Origin of the sequence: Aeromicrobium sp. 636, assembly GCF_024433585.1 — a bacterium.
Lineage (GTDB): Bacteria > Actinomycetota > Actinomycetes > Propionibacteriales > Nocardioidaceae > Aeromicrobium > Aeromicrobium senzhongii.
In genome coordinates, this window is sequence record NZ_WNJU01000002.1 from 658,512 (window position 1) to 677,395 (window position 18,884).

Annotated in this window: 23 protein-coding genes; 9 read left to right on the forward strand and 14 right to left on the reverse strand. The window is 71.2% G+C overall.

Annotation, left to right across the window (positions count from 1 at the left end):
* Positions 1-20 precede the first annotated feature (20 nt).
* Positions 21-1,049 carry a Gfo/Idh/MocA family protein gene (locus tag GL325_RS09860; protein WP_154596901.1) on the reverse strand — a complete coding sequence of 343 codons (1,029 nt, stop codon included), beginning with the start codon at positions 1,047-1,049 and terminating at the stop codon, positions 21-23.
* A gap of 35 nt (positions 1,050-1,084) precedes the next feature.
* Here GL325_RS09860 and GL325_RS09865 point away from each other — a divergent pair, with 35 nt between their 5' ends.
* Genes GL325_RS09865 through GL325_RS09875 form a run of 3 tightly spaced genes read left to right on the forward strand, consistent with a single transcriptional unit; the run spans position 1,085 to position 3,467 of the window.
* The gene (locus GL325_RS09865) at positions 1,085-2,236 is read left to right on the forward strand and encodes an acyl-CoA dehydrogenase family protein (protein WP_187769428.1); all 1,152 of its coding nucleotides are present in this window, start codon (positions 1,085-1,087) and stop codon (positions 2,234-2,236) included.
* On the forward strand, positions 2,233-2,724 hold the full coding sequence (locus tag GL325_RS09870; protein WP_187411449.1) for a DUF456 domain-containing protein: 492 nt from the start codon (positions 2,233-2,235) through the stop codon (positions 2,722-2,724). The genes GL325_RS09865 and GL325_RS09870 overlap by 4 nt, the downstream gene beginning before the upstream one ends.
* A 38-nt stretch (positions 2,725-2,762) precedes the next feature.
* Complete coding sequence (locus GL325_RS09875; protein WP_187769429.1) at positions 2,763-3,467, forward strand: VIT family protein; 705 nt, start codon at positions 2,763-2,765, stop codon at positions 3,465-3,467.
* Positions 3,468-3,474: 7 nt separating this feature from the next.
* Here the strand turns inward: GL325_RS09875 and GL325_RS09880 are convergent, their stop codons facing one another.
* Positions 3,475-3,651, reverse strand: coding sequence for a hypothetical protein (locus GL325_RS09880; protein WP_154596904.1), 177 nt, complete (start codon positions 3,649-3,651; stop codon positions 3,475-3,477).
* Positions 3,652-3,740: 89 nt separating this feature from the next.
* Here GL325_RS09880 and GL325_RS09885 point away from each other — a divergent pair, with 89 nt between their 5' ends.
* Positions 3,741-4,061, forward strand: coding sequence for a hypothetical protein (locus GL325_RS09885; RefSeq protein WP_154596905.1), 321 nt, complete (start codon positions 3,741-3,743; stop codon positions 4,059-4,061).
* Positions 4,062-4,133: 72 nt separating this feature from the next.
* The gene (locus GL325_RS09890; RefSeq protein ID WP_187769430.1) at positions 4,134-4,583 is read left to right on the forward strand and encodes a CAP domain-containing protein; all 450 of its coding nucleotides are present in this window, start codon (positions 4,134-4,136) and stop codon (positions 4,581-4,583) included.
* 3 nt (positions 4,584-4,586) lie between these two features.
* Here the strand turns inward: GL325_RS09890 and cls are convergent, their stop codons facing one another.
* The 9 genes from cls to GL325_RS15725 form a co-directional block, all read right to left on the reverse strand.
* Positions 4,587-6,053 (reverse strand): cardiolipin synthase, encoded by a 1,467-nt coding sequence (gene cls / locus GL325_RS09895; RefSeq protein WP_187769431.1) that lies wholly within the window; start codon positions 6,051-6,053, stop codon positions 4,587-4,589.
* Positions 6,054-6,089: 36 nt separating this feature from the next.
* Complete coding sequence (arfB, locus tag GL325_RS09900; protein WP_187769432.1) at positions 6,090-6,497, reverse strand: alternative ribosome rescue aminoacyl-tRNA hydrolase ArfB; 408 nt, start codon at positions 6,495-6,497, stop codon at positions 6,090-6,092.
* Positions 6,487-7,110, reverse strand: a complete 624-nt coding sequence (locus tag GL325_RS09905; protein ID WP_187769433.1) for a PadR family transcriptional regulator — start codon at positions 7,108-7,110, stop codon at positions 6,487-6,489. Before GL325_RS09905 ends, arfB begins: the two co-directional genes overlap by 11 nt.
* Before the next feature lie 50 nt (positions 7,111-7,160).
* Positions 7,161-7,589 (reverse strand): CBS domain-containing protein, encoded by a 429-nt coding sequence (locus GL325_RS09910; RefSeq protein WP_154596910.1) that lies wholly within the window; start codon positions 7,587-7,589, stop codon positions 7,161-7,163.
* 80 nt (positions 7,590-7,669) lie between these two features.
* Positions 7,670-8,566: a histidinol-phosphatase gene (gene hisN / locus GL325_RS09915; protein ID WP_187769434.1), complete on the reverse strand. Its 897-nt coding sequence runs from the start codon at positions 8,564-8,566 to the stop codon at positions 7,670-7,672.
* Positions 8,567-8,600: 34 nt separating this feature from the next.
* Positions 8,601-9,578 carry a ribosome small subunit-dependent GTPase A gene (gene rsgA, locus GL325_RS09920; protein WP_187411448.1) on the reverse strand — a complete coding sequence of 326 codons (978 nt, stop codon included), beginning with the start codon at positions 9,576-9,578 and terminating at the stop codon, positions 8,601-8,603.
* Positions 9,575-10,834: a 3-phosphoshikimate 1-carboxyvinyltransferase gene (gene aroA / locus GL325_RS09925; RefSeq protein ID WP_187769435.1), complete on the reverse strand. Its 1,260-nt coding sequence runs from the start codon at positions 10,832-10,834 to the stop codon at positions 9,575-9,577. The genes rsgA and aroA overlap by 4 nt, the downstream gene beginning before the upstream one ends.
* Complete coding sequence (locus tag GL325_RS09930; RefSeq protein WP_154596914.1) at positions 10,831-11,316, reverse strand: DoxX family protein; 486 nt, start codon at positions 11,314-11,316, stop codon at positions 10,831-10,833. The genes aroA and GL325_RS09930 overlap by 4 nt, the downstream gene beginning before the upstream one ends.
* A 43-nt stretch (positions 11,317-11,359) precedes the next feature.
* Positions 11,360-13,798, reverse strand: coding sequence for a sigma-70 family RNA polymerase sigma factor (locus GL325_RS15725; protein WP_187769436.1), 2,439 nt, complete (start codon positions 13,796-13,798; stop codon positions 11,360-11,362).
* Positions 13,799-14,287: 489 nt separating this feature from the next.
* Here GL325_RS15725 and GL325_RS09940 point away from each other — a divergent pair, with 489 nt between their 5' ends.
* The 4 genes from GL325_RS09940 to rsrA all read left to right on the forward strand — a co-directional run bounded on the left by GL325_RS09940 (position 14,288) and on the right by rsrA (position 16,548).
* Positions 14,288-14,797 (forward strand): hypothetical protein, encoded by a 510-nt coding sequence (locus GL325_RS09940; protein ID WP_187769437.1) that lies wholly within the window; start codon positions 14,288-14,290, stop codon positions 14,795-14,797.
* An 84-nt stretch (positions 14,798-14,881) separates the two neighbouring features.
* Positions 14,882-15,586, forward strand: a complete 705-nt coding sequence (locus GL325_RS09945) for an SOS response-associated peptidase (RefSeq protein WP_187769438.1) — start codon at positions 14,882-14,884, stop codon at positions 15,584-15,586.
* A gap of 84 nt (positions 15,587-15,670) precedes the next feature.
* A complete protein-coding gene (locus tag GL325_RS09950; RefSeq protein ID WP_187411447.1) occupies positions 15,671-16,285 on the forward strand; it encodes a sigma-70 family RNA polymerase sigma factor in 615 nt (204 codons plus the stop codon).
* Positions 16,282-16,548: a mycothiol system anti-sigma-R factor gene (gene rsrA, locus GL325_RS09955; protein WP_154596919.1), complete on the forward strand. Its 267-nt coding sequence runs from the start codon at positions 16,282-16,284 to the stop codon at positions 16,546-16,548. Before GL325_RS09950 ends, rsrA begins: the two co-directional genes overlap by 4 nt.
* A 61-nt stretch (positions 16,549-16,609) precedes the next feature.
* Here rsrA and GL325_RS16110 read toward each other — a convergent pair whose 3' ends face one another.
* From GL325_RS16110 to GL325_RS09965, 3 genes are read right to left on the reverse strand one after another with little or no spacing between them, the layout of a single operon-like run.
* Positions 16,610-16,684, reverse strand: coding sequence for a 50S ribosomal protein bL37 (locus tag GL325_RS16110; protein ID WP_369797015.1), 75 nt, complete (start codon positions 16,682-16,684; stop codon positions 16,610-16,612).
* Positions 16,685-16,724: 40 nt separating this feature from the next.
* Positions 16,725-17,093 carry a thioesterase family protein gene (locus GL325_RS09960; protein WP_154596920.1) on the reverse strand — a complete coding sequence of 123 codons (369 nt, stop codon included), beginning with the start codon at positions 17,091-17,093 and terminating at the stop codon, positions 16,725-16,727.
* A 52-nt stretch (positions 17,094-17,145) separates the two neighbouring features.
* Positions 17,146-18,834 carry an acetolactate synthase gene (locus GL325_RS09965; protein ID WP_187769439.1) on the reverse strand — a complete coding sequence of 563 codons (1,689 nt, stop codon included), beginning with the start codon at positions 18,832-18,834 and terminating at the stop codon, positions 17,146-17,148.
* Positions 18,835-18,884: the final 50 nt, after the last annotated feature.

The window sequence follows — 18,884 nt, forward strand, 5'->3', positions numbered from 1 at the left end:
CGGGAGCCGGGGGCGGCGACTCACTCTCCGGGCAGCAGGACGCCCAGCTGGGCGCGGACCTCGTCCATGAGCGCCATGACGCGGCGGGTCTCGTCCCAGGGCAGCAGTGGCGACTCGCGTCGTCCGTCGGCCACGCACCGCGCGAGCTCGACCGCCTCGTAGCGCAGCCCCAGGTGGGCCTCGTGCACCTCGGGCTCCCAGACCTCGAGGACCTCGCCGGCCGGGTCGGTCAGGCGGATCGCGGTCGGTTGGTAGAACGGTCCGGCCAGGTCGAGCCGGGCCCGCGTGCCCGCGATGGTCGCGACGGTCGCGGTGGTGGCCGACATGCAGGCGGTGAGTGCCGCGACCGCACCGTCGGCACCGTGCAGCGCGATGGACTCGTGCTCGTCGACACCGAGCGGGGTCAGGGTGCCCACGGCGCGGACGGCCTCGATCCGGGGCAGCAGCATGGCGGCGAGGTGCACCGGATAGACCCCGAGATCGAGCAGCGCGCCGCCGGCGAGCTCGGGGGCCGCGAGCCGCGCGGGTCCGTCCGGGTACAGCAGCTGGCCGTGATCGGCCTGGACCACGCGCACGTCGCCCAGCACGCCCTCCTCGACGGCCCGGCGCACCACGTCGTAGCCGGGCAGGAAGCGCGACCACATCGCCTCGACGCAGGTGACCCCGGCCGCCTCGGCGGCGGTCAGCACCTCGGCGGCCTCGCGAGCGTTGCGGGTGAAGGCCTTCTCGACCAGCACGTGCTTGCCGGCCGCGATGGCCAGCAGCGCGTGGTCGCGGTGCTCCGAGTGCGGCGTGGCGACGTACACCGCGTCGACCTGCGGATCGGCGACCAGATCCTCGTAGGAGCCGTGGAACCCGGCGACGCCGAAGCTCTGGGCGAACCGGCGGGCCCGGTCACGGTCGCGCGACCCGATGGCGACGACCTGCTGGCCGGTGCCCTCGAGCAGCGCCTGGGTCATGGCTGCCGCGATGTGTCCGGCACCGAGGATGCCCCAGCGCAGGACGGGGGCGTCACGGGGATCGCGGATCCGAGAAGGGGGAAGTGCCATACGCCGCATCGTAGGGCGGTGGCAGGATCAGGGCCATGGATCTGACGCTCACCGAGGACCAGCGCGGTTTCCGCGCGCTCGCCCGGGAATTCCTCGACCGCGAGGTCGTGCCCCACCGCGCCGAATGGGACCGGGTCGAGTCCGTCGACACCGCGATCATCCCCAAGCTCGGCGACATCGGCTTCATGGGCCTGACGATCCCCGAGGAGTACGGCGGCATCGGCGGCGACTACGTCACGTACGTGCTCGCGATGGAGGAGCTGGGCCGGGCCGACTCGGCGATCCGGGGCATCGTCTCGGTCTCGACGGGCCTGTTCGGCAAGTCGGTCCTGCAGTTCGGCAGCGAGGAGCAGAAGCAGCGGTGGCTGCCGGGCATCGCCTCGGGCCGGTTGCTCGGCTGCTTCGGCCTGACCGAGCCCGACAACGGCTCGGACGCGGGCAACCTGCGCACGCGGGCCGTGCGTGACGGCGACGAGTGGGTGATCGACGGCTCCAAGATCTTCATCACGAACGGCACGTGGGCCGACGTGGCGCTGGTCTTCGCCCGCACGGGCGGTCCCGGACCCAAGGGCGTGTCCGCCTTCCTGGTCCCGACGGACACACCCGGGTTCGAGGCGACCGAGGTGAAGGGCAAGCTCGGTCTGCGCGGACAGGCGACCGCGGCGCTGTCCTTCAGTGGCATGCGCGTGCCGTCCGACGCCCTGCTGGGCGAGGAGGGCCAGGGCTTCCGGATCGCCATGACCTCACTCGACAAGGGCCGCGTGGGCATCGCCGCCAGCTGCGTGGGCATCATCCAGGGCTGCCTCGAGGCGTCGGTCGAGTACAGCACCGCCCGCGAGCAGTTCGGCCGGCCGATCGCGTCGTACCAGCTGGTCCAGGACATGATCGCCGAGATGTCGGTCGACGCCGACGCCGCACGACTGCTGACGTGGCGTGCCGCCGACCTGATCGACCGGGGCGAGCGCTTCAGCGTCGAGGCGTCCAAGGCGAAGCTCTACGCCTCCGAGCAGGCCGTCAAGGCGGCGAACCTCGCGATCCAGGTCTTCGGCGGCTACGGGTACGTCGACGAGTACCCGGTGGCGAAGTACATGCGCGACGCGCGGGTCATGACCCTCTACGAGGGCACGAGCCAGATCCAGAAGCTGATCATCGGTCGGTCCGAGACCGGGATCAGCGCCTTCTCGTGAGCGGCGTCGTCTTCGACCTGGTCATCGCGCTGGTCATCGTCCTGGGCCTGGTCGGCGCGATCGTGCAAGTCGTCCCCGGTGGCTTCGTCGTCGGTGGGGCCGTCATCGTGTGGGGGATCGTCACGGGTGGGGCCACCGGCTGGACGGTGGCGGCCCTGGCGCTCGTGCTGACGCTCGCGGCGATGGGGCTGAAGTACCTGCTCGCCGGGCGGTACCTGCAACGGCGAGGGGTCCCGAACCGCAGCCTCGTCGTAGGTGCGGTCCTGGGCGTCGTCGGCTTCTTCGTCATCCCGGTCGTCGGCCTCTTCGTCGGATTCGCCGGCGGCACGTACCTGTCGGAACTGCAGCGCCTCGGCGACGAGCCGGCGGCGCGCCGAGCCACGGGCCACGCGCTGCGCGCCACCGGCATCGCGATCCTCGTCGAGCTGACCGGTGCCCTGCTGACCGCGGGCGCCTGGCTGGTGGCGGTGCTGGTCGTCCGCGTCTGAACTGGGGTGCGGCCCTCGGTGCGCCCTACGCTGACCGCATGAGCGTCGACGAGCCGCACGTGTCCTTCACGTCGCAGAAGCTGAACCGGCTGCGGGCCGGGGTCCTGGGGGCGAACGACGGCATCGTGTCCGTGGCCTCCCTCGTCGTGGGCGTGGCCGGCGCCACGAGCGACACCGGGGCGATCGCGACCGCAGGGACGGCGGCCCTGGTCGGCGGCGCGGTCTCGATGGCGCTGGGGGAGTACGTCTCGGTCAGCAGCCAGCGCGACAGCGAGCGGCACATGATCGGGCTGGAAAGCCGGGAGCTGCGTGAGGACCCCGAGGGCGAGCTCGAGGAGCTCACCCAGATGTTGCAGGAGCGAGGTATCGCCGAGGCGACGGCCCGTCAGGCGGCCCGCGAGATGACCGAGCACGACGCCCTCGCCGCGCACCTCGAGGTCGAGCTGGGCATCGACGCCGACGACCTGATCAGCCCGTGGAGCGCGGCGTTCTCCTCGGCCGTGGCGTTCACGGCCGGCGGTCTGCTGCCGCTCGTGGCGATGCTGGCCACGGGACTGGACGCACGGCTCGCGGTCACCTTCGCGACGGTGCTGGTGGCGCTCGCGCTGACCGGGACGATCTCGGCCCGCATCGGGGGCGGGGACCGGTCCCGAGCCGCCGTGCGGCTCGTCGTGGGTGGCGCCCTGGCGCTGGCCCTGACCTACCTGATCGGCCGGCTGCTCGGCTCCAGCGGCATGGTCTGACCGGTCGTCACTCGGTCGACTCGTCCTCGTCCAACGGCACCGACCGTTCCGCGTCCGGGACGACGTCGTCGTCGTCCTCGTCGTCCCAGGCGTCGCGCTGCTGCTCGGCGGCGTCGGCGGGCTCGGCCGTGGGGATCAGGTCCGGCTCGGCGGGGGTCTGGGGCTGCTCCGGGTCGATGGTCATGATGGCCTCCTTCGCTCTGTTCGATCGTGCCTCACCCGGGCGCCTCTCGCAGGTGCGCGACCGCGTCCGGGGCCAGTAGGTTCGGGGCCATGGACGACTCGTACTCGCCTTCGGAGCGCCGGGGCTACCGCCGGATCGCCATCGCCGGCGTCCTGCTCCTGCTCGCACTGGGGCTGTTCCCCGCGACCGCCGCCGTGTTCGACGAGACGAACGAGGGCGCGATCCTGCCGGTCTTCGTGCTCCTCATGGTCGTCGTGGGGGCGTTGCTGTGGGTGTTCGTCCCGGCGATCGCCGGTGAGGGACACCGGCTCGGACACCGGGTGGTCGTCGGTGCCGGAGCGGGTCTGACCGCCGCGGCGGTGGCCGCGCTCGTCTTCTACGCACTGCTGAACGGCTACTCCGGCACCTGACGTAGTTCAAACAGGTGGTGTGAAACGCATCACATGTGACTACGATGACCTCCTGACACTCGGGAGGTAGTTATGCGCCGGATCCTCGTCGCCCTGGTCATGGCCACGGCACTGGCCGCGGTTCCGTCTGCTCCGGCCTCGGCGGCGGTCTCGGCGACCACGTTCGACCAGCGGCTGCACGACCAGACGAACCGCTCGCGCCAGGCGCACCACCTGAGGAAGCTGCGCTTCCACGCGTGTCTCGACCGCTACGCCCAGCGCCAGGCCCGCCGGATGGCGAAGCAGCAGCGGATGTTCCACCAGGACCTCTCGGTGGTGTTGCGACAGTGCAACGCGCGCGCCGTCGGCGAGAACGTGGCGCACGGCTACCGGACGCCTCGGTCGAACATCCGGGCGTGGCTGGAATCGCCGGGGCACCGTCACAACATGCTCAGCCGCAAGTACACGCGGCTGGGGGTCGGCGTGGCGAAGGACGCCCGGGGGCACACGTGGACCGCGCAGGTCTTCGGTCGCCCGGCCTGAGGGTCACTGCAACGTCGCCGTGAGGCGCATCGCGTTGTCGACGAACCGCAGGTGCGCGGGGCGTCGCGTCCACTCCTCGATCGTCAGCTCGCGTGACTTCGCGCGGTAGGCGTCCTCGACCTGCCTGATCCGCTCGACGACCGACGCGTCCGGCATCATCAGGGTCATCTCGTAGTTCAGTGCGAACGAGCGCATGTCCATGTTGCTCGTGCCCAGGACGGCGACGTCGTCGTCGATGCTGAGGTGCTTCGCGTGCAGCACCAGCGGGGCCGGGTAGAGCCAGATCCGGACGCCGGCCTCGAGCAGCTCGCGGTAGTACGACGCCTGCGCGTGCCCCACCATGAACTGGTCGGCCTGCTCGCTGACGAACAACTCGATGTCGACGCCGCGCTGCGCGGCCGTGGTGACGGCATACAGCAGCGTCTCGTCCGGCACGAAGTACGGACTGGTCAGCGAGATGCGATGGCGGGCGTTGTAGAGCAACGAGGTGAACAGGCGCAGGTTGTTCTCCTCTTCGAACCCGGGCCCGCTGGGGATCAGCTGGACGGCCACGCCCACCACGTCCCGGGGCGAGTGCGGCGTCTGCTCGACCTCGTGGGTCGCGATATCGAGCACCTCCCCGGTCTCGAGGGCCCAGTCGGCGCTGAACAGCGCATCGATCGTGGCCACCACGGGGCCCTCGAGCCGGCACCACAGCTCGACCCACTCGCGGCCGATCCGGCGGTTCTTCGGCTTGCCGTACGAGGGGTGGGTCAGGTTCAGCGACCCGGTGAACCCGACGACGTCGTCCACGACCAGCAGCTTGCGGTGGTTGCGCAGGTCGGGCCGGCGGAAGCGGCCCCGCAGTGGCAACAGCGGCATCATCAGGTGCCAGTCGATGTCGGAGGCGGCCAGGCGTCGCTTGAGCTCGCGGTACCCGTTGATGCGGCGTGTGCCGAGGTGATCGAAGAGCAGCCGGACGACCACCCCACGCGCCGTCGCCCGGTCGAGCGCGTCGAAGAACGGCGTCGTCATCTCGTCGAGCGCCATGATGTAGAACTCGACGTGGACGCGCTCGCGGGCCTCATCGATGGCCGCGATCATCTCGTCGATCGACTCCTGGTAGTCCGGCAGCAGCGTGACGTGGTTCCCGGCCGTCAACGGCATCGAGGCCAGCCGGTGGTTCAGCTGCACGATGGGCTCGACGTAGTCCGGTGCGTCGGCCGGGGCGGGAGCCGTGAGTGCCTCGGTCTCGCGGGCGATCACGCGGTTGGCGGTGGTCAGCTCGCGGCGGCGGTGATGACCGATGCGGGCGCTGCCGAAGAGCAGGAAGGCGAGTGCGCCGACGAACGGCGCGAAGGCGATCAGGATGAGCCACGCCATGGCCGTCTGCGGGCGACGCCCCTCAGGGATGATGCCGATGGCCGCGATGTTGATCGCGAAGTGGGCGGCCACGGCGGCCAGCGAGAGGAGCGTGCCGGCGTGATCCATGACGGCACGTTACCGCCGCCGGGTCCGAGGGATGGGTCACCACTCGCGGCGGCCGCGCTTGATCTGGCTGCGCCGCTTCTTGGCGTCGAGTCGCCGTTCGACGGACCCGCGGGTGGGGCGCGTGGGCCGGCGGCTCTTCACGGGACGCAGGGCCTCCGCGACCAGCTCCTCCAGCCGCCGCACGGCGTCCTCGCGGTTGCGCAGCTGCGACCGGTGCGCCGACGCGACGACGGACAGGTGACCGTCGACGAGCCGCCCGCGCAGCCGCGCGACGACGCGCGCCTTCTGCTCGGGCGTGAGGACGCTGCTGTCGGTGGGGGACCAGAGGACCTCGGCGCGGGTCTCGGTGGTGTTGACGTGCTGGCCGCCCGGGCCGGACGAGCGGCTGAAGCGCCAGGTCAGCTCGGACTCGGGGAGTCGGACGACCGGCCGGTCAGGACTCATCGTCGGCGAGCAGGCCGTAGAGCCGGCGACGCGCGTCGGCCACGATCGCGGCCGCCTGGGCCCGATGGGCGGGGGAGCCGTCGGTCATGACGTGGCGTGCCGCGGACATGAGCGACCTGAGGGCGGTGTTGAGCGCCGCAGACTCCGCGGGGATGCCCCGGCCGAGCTGCTCGGCGTCCCAGGGCTCGCCGAGCGCATCGCGGTTCTCCTCGACGTACGCCGCTCCGGTGTCGGTCAGGCTGGCGGTCTTGCGGCCCTCGACCCGCTCGAACTCGATCAGGCCCTCGTCCTCCAGCTGCTGCAGGACGGGATAGATCGACCCGGGGGTGGGGGACCAGGCGCCGTCGCTGCGCGCGGCGATCTGCTGGATCAGGCTGTAGCCGTGGGCGGGAGCCTCGGCCAGGAGCAGCAGGGCGGCCGCGCGCACGTCGCCGCCCTTGCGGCCACGCCGTCCGCCGCGGCCCGTGCGGCCGGGACCGAGCTCCCACTCGAAGTCGCGCGGGCCGCCGCGCCGCGAGCGGTGGGGGTGACCGGGGCGCCCGGCAGGTCGGTGCTCGGTGCGATGCATGATCGTCCCCTCTCGGTTCGGGACGACGACAGTCGTCGTCGACACGTCAACGATAGGTCGACGCGCCGACGACCTCGGTGGGGCGGGGGCCGGACTCAGCCCTGCACGTAGTTCGAGAGCTGGTCGCGCTCGAACTCCAGCTGGTCCATCCGGAACTTCACGGCGTCCCCGATGCTGAGGAGCCCGACGACCTCGTCGTTCTCGAGCACCGGCACGTGCCGCACCCGGTGGTCGGTCATCGTGCTCATCAGCGAGCCGAAGGAGTCCTCGGGCCCGCACACGCGGACGTCGGTGGTCATGATCTGCGAGACCGTGGCCGAGCGCGGGTTCTCGAGTCCTCGCAGCTTGCGAACGACGTCGCGCTCGGAGACGATCCCGCCCATCGAGCGGCCGTCGGTGCTGACCACCAGGGCGCCGATGTTGTGCTCGGCGAGCATGTCCAGCAACTCGTCCACCGTGGCATCGGGCGAGATGGTCAGGACGGTGGCACTGCCCTTGGCAGTGAGGACGTCGCGTACGCGCATGTGGCCTCCTAGGTTGCTCGGCAGTGTAACTCTGATCACAGCCGAAGCGCAGGGCCCGTCTCGCGGGTGGGACTCAGTCGTCAGTCGTCGCGGTTGAAGCGCAGGCGCGTGACGTTGTCGGCGACGGGCTCGTCGGCGGAGTCGCCCGACTCGTCCGCCCACACCGAGTCGTGGTCGGGGAAGTGACCCAGGTACGCCATGACCGCGTCGTGCAGCCGGCCGTTGGTCGCGACGGCGTTGGCACCCCATGGTCCGGGCTCGCCGGCCAGGCTCGTGAACTGGCCGCCGGCCTCGCGCACGATGATGTCGAGCGCAGCCATGTCCCACAGGTTGAGCTCGGGCTCGGCGGCGATGTCGACCGCACCCTCGGCCACGAGCATGTACGACCAGAAGTCGCCGTAGGCCCGGGTGCGCCAGCACTGGCGCAGCAGCGCGTCGAACTCGCCCTGGCGGTTGATCTGGTCCCAGCTGGGCGCCGAGGAGTACGACATCGACGCGGCGGTCAGCTCGCGCACGGCCGACACGTGGATGGGGCGGGTCTGGCGGAAGGACTTGCCCGTGTGCGCGCCGTCGCCCTTCATCGCCCACCAGCGGCGGCCGAGGGCCGGCGCCGAGACGCAGCCGACGACGATCTCGCCGGCCTCCTCGAGGGCGATCAGGGTGGCCCACACCGGGACGCCACGGACGAAGTTGGAGGTGCCGTCGATCGGATCGACGATCCAACGCCGCTCGGCGTTCTCGGACGTGCCCTCGATCTCGCCGGACTCCTCGCCCAGCACGATGTCGCGCCCGCGCGAGGTCTTCAGCGTGCGCCGGATCGCGTCTTCGACGGCACGGTCGGACTCCGTCACGTACGTCATGTCCGGCTTCGTCGAGACCTCGAGGTCGAGGGCGCCGAAGCGGTCCATGCTGAGGTTGTCCGCGGAGTCGGCCAGGACGTGGGCCAGTCGCAGGTCGTCGAGGTACGGGTTGGCCATGGGGTCAGCCTACGGTCTGGCGCCCGCGTCCCGGTCAGTACTCGTCGGCGAGCGAGCGACTGGCCATGATCCGGCGGAACGACTGGAGGCGCGCCGGGTCGATCTCGCCGTTCGCAGCGGCCGTGTCCAGGGCGCACTCGGGCTCCTCGGCCAGGTGCGTGCAACCACGCGGGCAGTCCCGTGCTGCGGTGTTCAGGTCCGCGAAGGCGCGCAGGATCCGCTCGATGTCGACGTGCGCGAGCCCGAAGGAGCGGAACCCGGGGGTGTCGACGATCCGGCCCCCGAAGGGCAGCTGCAGGATCATCGCCGAGGTCGAGGTGTGCCGGCCGCGGCCGGTGACCACGTTGACGTGGCTGGTCGTGCGGTGTGCGTCCGGGACGAGGGCGTTGACGAGCGTGGACTTGCCCACGCCACTGTGGCCGATCAACACGCTGGTGCGGTCGCGCAGCAGGTCGCGCAGGTCGTCGAGGTCGCCGTCGAGCCGGGTGGTCACGATGCGCACGTCCAGCGGCGCGAGCTGCGCCACGACGTCCTCGGCCGGTGCCAGGTCTGCCTTGGTCAGGCACACGGCGGGGTCCATGCCCGCGTCGTACGCCGCCACCAGGCAGCGATCGATCAGACCCGGACGCGGGGGCGGGTCGGCCAGCGCGGTGACGATCACCAGCTGGTCGGCGTTGGCCACGACGACGCGCTCGATCGGATCGTCGTCGTCGGCGCTGCGCCGCAGCACGGTCCGCCGCTCAAGCACCTCCACGATGCGCGCGAGGCTGCCCGGTGCGCCGGACACGTCGCCGACGATGCGGACCTCGTCGCCCACGACGACGCCCTGGCGCCCCAGGGGACGCGACTTCATCGCGGTGACGACGGTGCCGTCCTCGAGCAGCAGCGTGTAGCGACCGCGGTCGACGGTGGTGACGATGGCCACGACGGCGTCGGAGTAGTCCGGCCGGTCCTTCGTGCGGGGCCGGGTGCGGCGACGGGGCCGCTCGTACTGGTCGTGCTCGTCCCTCACGACACCGCCCGCATCCAGTCGTCGGCGAAGCCCGGGTAGGTCTTGGCCGTGGTGCCGATGTTCTCGACCGTGACGTCGTCGACGCGCAGTCCGATGACCGCCCCGGCGTGCGCCATGCGGTGGTCCTCGTAGGTGGCGAAGGAGCCGCCGTGCAACGGAGCGGGCGAGATCACGAGTCCGTCCTCCCGCTCCTCGACCCGGCCGCCGAGCCGGTTGATCTCGGTGGCCAGGGCCGCGAGCCGGTCGGTCTCGTGGCCGCGCAGGTGGGCGATGCCGGTCAGCGTGCTGGGGGTGTCCGCCAGGGCGGCCAGCGCGGCCACCACCGGAGTGAGCTCGCCGACGTCGTGCAGGTCGAGCTGGACACCGCGGAGCCGGTCCGGTCCGGTGAAGACCAGGTCGTCCCCGTCGCGTGCGGCCGTGCCGCCGAAGGCCGCGGCGAGGTCGCGCCAGGCGTCACCGGCCTGGTCGGTCTGCTCGGGCCAGTGGCGCACCCGGACGCGGCCCGCGGTCGCCAGGGCGGCGGCGACGAAGGGGCCGGCGTTGGACAGATCGGGCTCGATGGTGACGTCCAGCGCCTTGACGGGGCCTGGATGGACCTGCCACCGACCGGGGGACTCGTCGACGACGATCCCGCGGCGGCGCAGCTCGGTGACCGTCATGGCAACGTGGGGCAACGAGGGCAGCGACCCACCCTCGTGCCGCAGGTCCAGGCCCTCGCGGAAGCGCGGGGCGACCAGCAGCAGGGCGGACACGAACTGGCTCGAGGCCGAGGCGTCGACGGTCAGCGGCCCGCCGCGGACCTCGCCGGCGCCGTGCACGGTGAAGGGCAGGGTCGAGCGGCCGTCGTCGTCGATCTGCACGCCCAGGTCGCGCAGGCTGGAGATCGTGGCGCCCATGGGCCGCTCGCGGGCCCGGGGGTCACCGTCGAAGCGCACGGGTCCCGTGCCGAGCGCGGCGACCGGCGGGACGAAGCGCATGACGGTGCCGGCGAGACCGCAGTCGACCGTCGCCGACTCGACGGGAGTGATCGGCTCGACCGTCCACCGGTCCTCGTCGCGGTCGATCCGCGCGCCGAGGGACACCAGGGCCGAGGCCATGAGCTCGGTGTCGCGGGCGACCAGGGGGAGCCTGACGACGCTGGGGCCGTCGGAGATCGCGGCCAGGACGAGTGCCCGGTTGGTCTGGGACTTCGAGCCGGGGAGCAGGACGTCGGAGTGGACCGCGCCTGCCACCCGCGGGGCACGCCAGTCGGTCATCCTCGCAAGTCGCTGATCTGGTCGACGACGGTGTCCTTGGCAGCGACGGCGCGACGAGCGGCACGCGAGCCCAGCCACGGCTTGTGCGGCTCGGGGTCGAGCGTCGACAGCAGCAGGCCACCCGTCAGCGAGACGTTCTTCATGAAGTGCGTGAACTGGTTCCGCTTGGCCACGGGGTCGGTCTCGTTCCAGAAGGGGTGACCCGTGACGGTCGTGGCGGGCATGGTGGCCGCCAGGACGAGGGCGGACGTCCGCGGCAGCCGGCCGGTGGCCAGCGTCCCGCCGGCCGTGATGTGGACGAGCGCGTTCAGACGGACGAGGTTCTTGGCCGACAGGTGGGCCTGGGGCGCCACCTTGCGCAGGACGTCGGCGACCGGCTGCGTCTTCGCGGCCAGCGCGTCGGGCTTGCGCAACGCCATCACCCCGCCGGAGATGAACATCGTCGCCAACATCGGACGGGCCACCACACGCAGGAGAGTCATGGGTTCATCATGCCGCAGGACGGCGTCGGTGCCGAGGCGACGCTCAACTCCCGAAGGCGCCCCACATGCTGTCCCCGGCGCTCGTGACCGTGAACGTGCCCGTGGGGAACGGCGTCAGGGTGCCGAGTCGCAGGCTGGGGACCGAGCGGTCGGCGGAGACCTGGTGGGTGCAGGTGATCTGCGCGCTGAAGGCGGACGCGCGCTCGCAGTCCCAGCCCTTCGTCCACCCGGTGACGAGCTCGACGTCGGGAAGTCCGCCGGTGAAGTCGACTCGGACGACGACCCGCTGTCCCGCCACGGCGCCGCGTCCGACGCGGAAGTCGAGGTTCACCGAGAAGAAGCCCACCCGCGCCAGGCCCGAGACCGAGGAGTCGACCGGGCTCGGCGTCGGCTCGGTGGTCGGTTCCGTCGTCGGCTCAGTCGTCGGCTCGGCGGTCGGTTCCGTGGTCGGCTCGGTGGTGGGTTCCGTGGTCGGTTGCGTGGTCGGTTCCGTCGTGGGCGCTGTCGTCGGTTCCGTGGTCGGCTGCGTCGTCGGCTCGGTGGTCGGTTCCGTGGTCGGTTCCGTGGTCGGCTCGGTGGTCGGTTCCGTGGTCGGCTGCGTCGTCGGCTCGGTGGTCGGTTCCGTGGTGGGCTGCGTGGTCGGCTCGGTGGTGGGTTCCGTGGTCGGTTCCGTGGTCGGCTCGGTGGTCGGTTCCGTGGTCGGCTCGGTGGTCGGTTCCGTGGTCGGTTGCGTGGTCGGTTCCGTCGTCGGCTCGGTGGTGGGCTCCGTCGTCGGCTCGCTGGTGGGCTGCGTCGTCGGTTCCGTCGTCGGCTCGGGCGTGGGGATGGTCGTCGGCTCGGGCGTCGGGTCCGAGGTCGGCGACGTGGTGGGCTCCGTCGTCGGGTCCGTCGTCGGCTCGGTGGTCGGCTCGGTGGTCGGCTCGGTGGTCGGCTCCGTGGTCGGCTCGGTGGTCGGGTCCGGTGTGGGGTCCGAGGTCGGCGGGCTGGTGGGCTCGTCGGTGGGGTCCGTCGTCGGCGGGCTGGTGGGCTCGTCGGTGGGGTCCGTCGTCGGCGGGCTGGTGGGCTCGTCGGTGGGGTCCGAGGTCGCCGGGCTGGTGGGTTCCTCAGTCGGTTCCGTCGTGGGTTCCTCAGTCGGTTCCGTGGTCGGCTCGTTGGTCGGCTCCGTGGTCGGTTCCGGCGTCGGGATCGTGGTTGGTTCCGGCGTCGGCTCGTTGGTCGGCTGTGACGCGGGGTCGGTGGGCTGTGGCGCGGGATCGTCGTGCCCGGCGGTGGGCTCGTCCGTCGGCAGCGGGAACTCCACGTCCGGGAACGGCTCCTGCGGCATGGTCTGGTCCGGTGGCGTGTCGTCCGGTGGTGAGTCCTGCGACTCGTCGGAGCCGTCGGGGGCGTCCTGCCACACGTCGGGGTCCAGGACGGGTCCGACGACCGGGGGAGCGGGGTCGAACGGGCCCTCGCCAGGAAGCGTGGACAACCCGGGCCGCGAGGCCTGGGTGGTGGTCTCGAGGGCCGGGGGCGAGTCGACCGAGATCAGCGCTGCCGCTCCGGCGATCAGGACGACACTGGCCGCGGCGCCGGCGGCGATCCCCGCAGGACCGATGGTGCCCAGGACGCCCATGACGCCCGACGTCGAGCCGCCGGCGGCACCGGCACCGCCACCGGCGGATCCGCCGCCCTGGCGCAGGGCGCCCGCGGCGCCGGCCAGCACGCCCGATCCGCCCGTTGCCTGCAGGTATCCCGACGCGGCCGTGCCGAGGATCGCGGGGGCCAGGATCCCGGCGAGGCCGTGGTTGAAGTCCTGCAGCTCCAGGTACAGGCCCATGCAGCCCCGGCACTCGTCGATGTGACGCTGGACCTTGCCGGAGTCGCGGCGCGACAGTCCGCCACGGACGAAGGCGCCGAGGTTGCCGATCGCGAACTGGCACTCCGGCGTGGTCGCGGGGACCAGATGCTTCTGCAGGTACGCCTGACGCAAGCCCTCGCGGGCGCGGTACGCCAGGGCCGAGACGCTGTTCGCGCTCATGCCGAGCATCGGCGCGATGTCCGCGGGCTTCTGGCCCTCGACGTCGAGGTGCCACAGCACCATCTGCCAGCGCTCGGGCAGGGAGGCGAAGGCCTCGGCCGTCGTCGTGCGCTCGAAACCCAGTTCGGCGGTGTCGACGAAGTCGACGCGGCCGTCGAGTTCGAACTGGTCGTCGGTCGGACGCTCGCGGGTGACGGCACGGATGCGATCGACGTGCAGACGCCGCACGGCGGTCAGCAGGTAGGCGCGGAAGGACTCCTCGGGGCCGCCGCCCTTCTGGATCGTGACGAGGACCTTCGTGAACGCCTCGGCGACGAGGTCGTCCGCGTCGGGTCCGCGCATCAGCTGACGCGCGAGTCGCATGGCAGCTACCTGGTGGCGGCCGTAGAGCTCGCCGTACGCCGCCTGATCGCCGGCGCGGACGGCGCTCAACAGGTCGGCGTCGCTGCGCTCATCGCCCATGGGAGCAGTGCGTGCGTCAACCGACACGGCCTGCCCCCTCTCGCCCGGTCATGCGGTCACCGTGTGCGGCCACGGTGAACCTCGGTGTCAGTCTAGGGGGCTCTCGCCGCTGCTGTCCCTGCCTTGTCGTGGCTCATCGGGACCACTTCGGGTGATCATTCGCGCCGGGGCGACGGGCTGAACTGCCAGTTACGCGACGTCGGCGCAGCGGGGTCGAGCGCGCGGGGGTCCGCAGAAGTGAGGCGAATGTCTGAATTATGCTGCGAAAATTCGCGTCATGGGGCAACGTGGCTCGCGTCTCCTCCATGTGACACGGCGATTCCGCCCGGCTTGCGAGAGGAGGCACGGATGAACCCGTACGACGACGTGAACTATCTCGAACTCGACTCGGCAGTCCGTGCCGGCCGGGTGGACGCGGTGGACGTTGCACACGAGGTGGGAGCGAGTGCAGCGTCCCTGGGGGTTCCACTTCACGAGGTCCTGGACCGCGTGGAGAGGGCCTTCGACGGCCTCGAGCCATCGTTCGCGATGGTCCGCGGGGTCGCCGTGGCGTGGGCCGAGACGTCTCGAGGGCTGCAACTCGAGACGTCCTGTGAGGATCCGCTGACCCAACTGTCGACCGTGGCGCACCTGCGTCACAGCCTGGACGCGCTGTACCGCGGCGCGATCCGGGACGGCACGACGGTCTCGGATCGACACGGGCTCCTCGTGGTCGAACTGCACCGGCAGTTCGGTCATGCGCTGGAGTCGACGTTGCACGCGGTCGACGTGAGCGTCGCCCTGCGCACCGTCTTCCCCGGCGACGAGGTGATCGCCCACCTGACCCCCCGAAGGTTCTGCGTCGTGGCCGACCGAGACCGGTTGGACCAGCCGACGATGAACCTCGTCACGATCCTGCTGCGCCGCACGTTCGAGTCGCCGCCTCCACGGGTGTGGCTCGAGATGCTGCCTGCTGACGCACAGGACGTGACCTGGGTGGTCGACGCACTCACCGGGTGAGCCGGCGGGATCCGCCACCATCTCGGGTGTGGCGGAACCCGCCGGATCGGTCCGGTGGGCACCGCGGGTGCCTACGATGGCCGCATGTGCGGCCGTTACGCGACCTCGCGGACCCCGGCGAACCTGGTCGACGACTTCGAGGCCGAGGTCGGCGACCTGTTCACCGACACCGGACCGGACTTCAACCTCGCCCCGACCAAGCTGGCGCCGTTGGTCGTGGGCCGGACGAAGGACGAGGGCTTCCGGCGTGAGCTGGTGACCGCCAAGTGGGGCCTGGTGCCGTCCTGGGCGAAGGACCCCTCCATCGGCAACAAGCTGATCAACGCGCGCAGCGAGACCGTCGCGGACAAGCCGTCGTTCCGCAAGGCCTTCGCGAAGCGTCGGGCCATCGTGCCCGCGGACGGGTTCTACGAGTGGTACCAGCCCGAGGCCGGTGCGGACGGCAAGCGGCCGCCGAAGCAGCCCTTCTTCATGAGCGCGGAGGGCGGACTGGGCCTGGCCGGGCTCTACGAGTTCTGGAAGGACCCGCAAGGCCAGTGGCTGCTGACCTACACGATCCTCACGACGTCGGCCGAGGGCGAGGACGGCCGCATCCACGATCGTGCGCCCCTGATCGTCGACGGCGAGATCGCGAGCCGGTGGCTGGCGGTCGAGCCGTGGCCCGACGCGCTCGAGCACCTGGTGCCCGCCACGCCGGGCGAACTGCGCGCCTGGCCGGTCTCGACCGCGGTCAACAACGTGCGCAACAACGGTCCCGAGCTCGTCGAGCCGCTGCCGCTCGGGGAATAGCCGGGGCGCCACGACGGTTTGACCTCACAGGAGGATCGAATGCTCGCATGCCCCGTACGACCGGCCACAGTAGGCTGGGAGACGATGACTGACGACACCGTCGTGGACCCCTCGACCGAGACCGCGGAGGCGCGCCAGGCCCGATTCGAGGCCGACGCCCTTCCCTTCCTCGACCAGCTCTACTCCGCCGCGTTGCGGATGACCCGCAACCCCCAGGACGCCGAGGACCTGGTGCAGGAGGCGTACGCGAAGGCGTTCAGCGCCTTCCACCAGTTCAAGCCCGGCACGAACCTGAAGGCGTGGCTGTACCGGATCCTGACGAACACGTACATCAACCACTACCGCAAGAAGCAGCGCCAGCCGCAGCAGGTCACCGACGAGATCGAGGACTGGCAGATCGCGGCGGCCGCGGCGCACAGCTCGACCGGGATGAAGTCGGCCGAGATGGAGGCTCTCGAGCGGTTGCCCGACTCCGACGTCAAGGACGCCCTGCAGAAGCTGCCCGAGGACTTCCGCTTCGCGGTGTACCTCGCCGACGTCGAGGGGTTCCCCTACAAGGAGATCGCCGAGATCATGGACACGCCGATCGGCACCGTGATGTCGCGACTGCACCGCGGACGCCGTCAGTTGCGTGAGCTGCTCACGGATTACGCCCGCGAGCGAGGTATGAAGGTTCCGACGGGAGGTGACGCCTCATGAGCTGCGATGGACCCGACTGCGAGAAGGCTCTGAGGAATCTCTACAACTTCCTCGACCACGAGCTCGATGGCGCCAGCTGCGACGAGATCCAGACCCATCTGGACGACTGCTCCAACTGCCTCACCGAGTACCACCTCGAGGAGATCGTGAAGTCTCTGGTGGGGCGTTCATGCACCGAGACCGCACCGCCGCCGCTGCGCGACAAGGTGCTCTACCGGATCCGCTCGGTGCAGGTCGAGATTCGCACCGAGACCTTGCCCTGACGCACCCAGGAACGACGAAACCCCATCCGAGCGGATGGGGTTTCGTTCTTCTCGGCACGATTCACGCGTTGGGGCGCTTGCCGTGGTTTGCGCCCTTCTTGCGGCGTGCCCGACGCTTGCGACCGGTCTTGCCCATGGTCTCCTCCTAATAAAGCTGACCATCAAGTCTCCCATACTCAGTCGACGCCTGGCACCCGGGACAGGAACCGCTCGCGATCGACCACGACGCGGCGCACCTGACCACTGGCGACCAGGACGCCGTTCTGGTCTCGGGCAGCCACTTCGAAGATCACCATGCGCCCGTCGCGGTGCGAGACCGAGGCGGTCGTCGTGATCGTGGCGCCGACTGCGCTGGCCACGAGGTGTTGCAGCTCGACGCGGGTGCCGACGCTGGTCTGGGTCTCCTCGAGGTCGAGGGCGGCACAGGTGGCCTCCTCGAGCCAGGCCAGGGCGACGGGGGTGCCGAGCACCTCCAGGTCGCCACTGCCCACGGCGCGCGCGGTGTGCTCCGGTCCGACGGTGTGGGTGATCTGGGCTTCGCTCATCGGACGACCCTATCGGCGTGACCGTCGTCGGTGGGCGCGAGACCGGCGACGCTCAGACGCCCATCGTGGTGCGCGGGTACAGCGCGTTGACGTCCGTCGCGACGTTGACGAGGTAGGGCACGCCCGAGGCGAAGGCACGGTCCAGGGCCGGTCCGATCTCCTTCGGGTCGGTCACGAACTCGCCGCCCGCGCCCAAGGCCTGGGCCACCTGGTCGTACCGCGTGTTGGGCGCCAGGTCCGCTGCCACGTCGTAGCCGTAGAGCATCTGCATCGGGGGCTTCTCCAGGCCCCATGCCGAGTTGTTGCCCACGACGATCACGACGGGCAGGTTGTGGCGGACCAGGGTGTCGATGTCGATGATCGACATGCCGGCGGCGCCGTCGCCCATCAACAGCACGATCTGGCTGGACGGGCGGGCGATGCGTGCGGCCATCGCGGCGCCGAGGCCGGCACCGAGGCAGCCGTACGGGCCGGGATCGAGCCAGCCGCCGGGCCGCTGGGGCTCGACGAACTTGCCCGCGAAGGAGACGAAGTCCCCACCGTCGCCGATGACGACCGCGTCGTCGGCCAGCCGCGGCAGCAGCTCGCCGTAGATGCGCGCCGGGTGGATCGGGTCGGCCTCGGCCGTCAGCAGGGCGGAGTCGCGCTCGATCGCGGCGGCCACGATGTCCTGCAGCTCGGCCAGCCACGGCGACCAGTCGGGCTTGGAGACGCCCGCCTGCAGGCCGGCCAGCAGGCCGTCGAACACCAGGCTGAGGTCTCCGGCGACCGAGGCGCCCAACGCCGCATGCGCCGAGACCTGGTCGGGGGAGTCGGCCACGTGAACCGTCACGGCCGGCGCGGCGCCGTCCTTGCCGCCGAAGCGGCCGAAGCCCAGGCGGAAGTCCAAGGGGGTTCCGACGACCACCACGAGGTCCGCCGTGCCGAGCGCCCGGGAGCGGGCCCGCGTCACGAGGTTGCCGTGCCCGCCGGGCACGATGCCGCGACCCATGCCGTTCGCGATGGCGGGGATGCCGGTCTCCTCGACAAAGCGCAGGGCGGCCTCCTCGGCGTGGTCGGACCACACGTCGGTACCCAGGATCACGACGGGGCGCTGGGCGCCGGCGAGCAGACCCACGACCTTCGAGATGGCCTCGGGGTCCGGCTCCAGTCGGGTGGTGCCGGGCCCGGCGGAGGTGTGCTGCACGGCCCCGGAGTTGAAGAACTCGTCCATGGGGATGTCCACGAACGTGGGGCCGCGGTGCGACGAGCCGGCCAGCGTGAACGCCTCGTCGACGACGGGCGCGATGTCGGCCAGCGTCGAGGCGGTCGTCGCGTACTTCGTGATCGTCTCGAAGATCGGCGGATGGTCCAGTTCCTGCAGGGTGCCGGTGCCCCAGGTCGATGCGGCCGCGCGGCCGCCGACCACGACGAGCGGGGACCCGGAGAAGAACGCCTGGGCCACCGGGCTGACGCCGTTGGTGACACCGGGACCGGCCGTCAGGACGGCGAGGCCGGGGGTGCGGGTCAGCTTGCCGATGGCCTCGGCCGCGAAGACGGCGGAGGGCTCGTGGCGGACGTCGATGATCGGCATCGGCTGCTCGGACTTCACCGCGGCGTCGTACATCGGGAAGATGTGGGCGCCCGAGAGGGTGAACATCGCCTCGGCGCCGTGAGCCCGCGCCACGTCGAGCGCGTGGTGGCCACCGTGGGGTCCGGTCGGCTCCGGGAAGGCGGCTTCTGGGGTGTGATCGTCGGTCATGTGACGCAGGTTACCCGCGAGTCGCTTCCGGGGGAGCCCGAGTCCCGGAA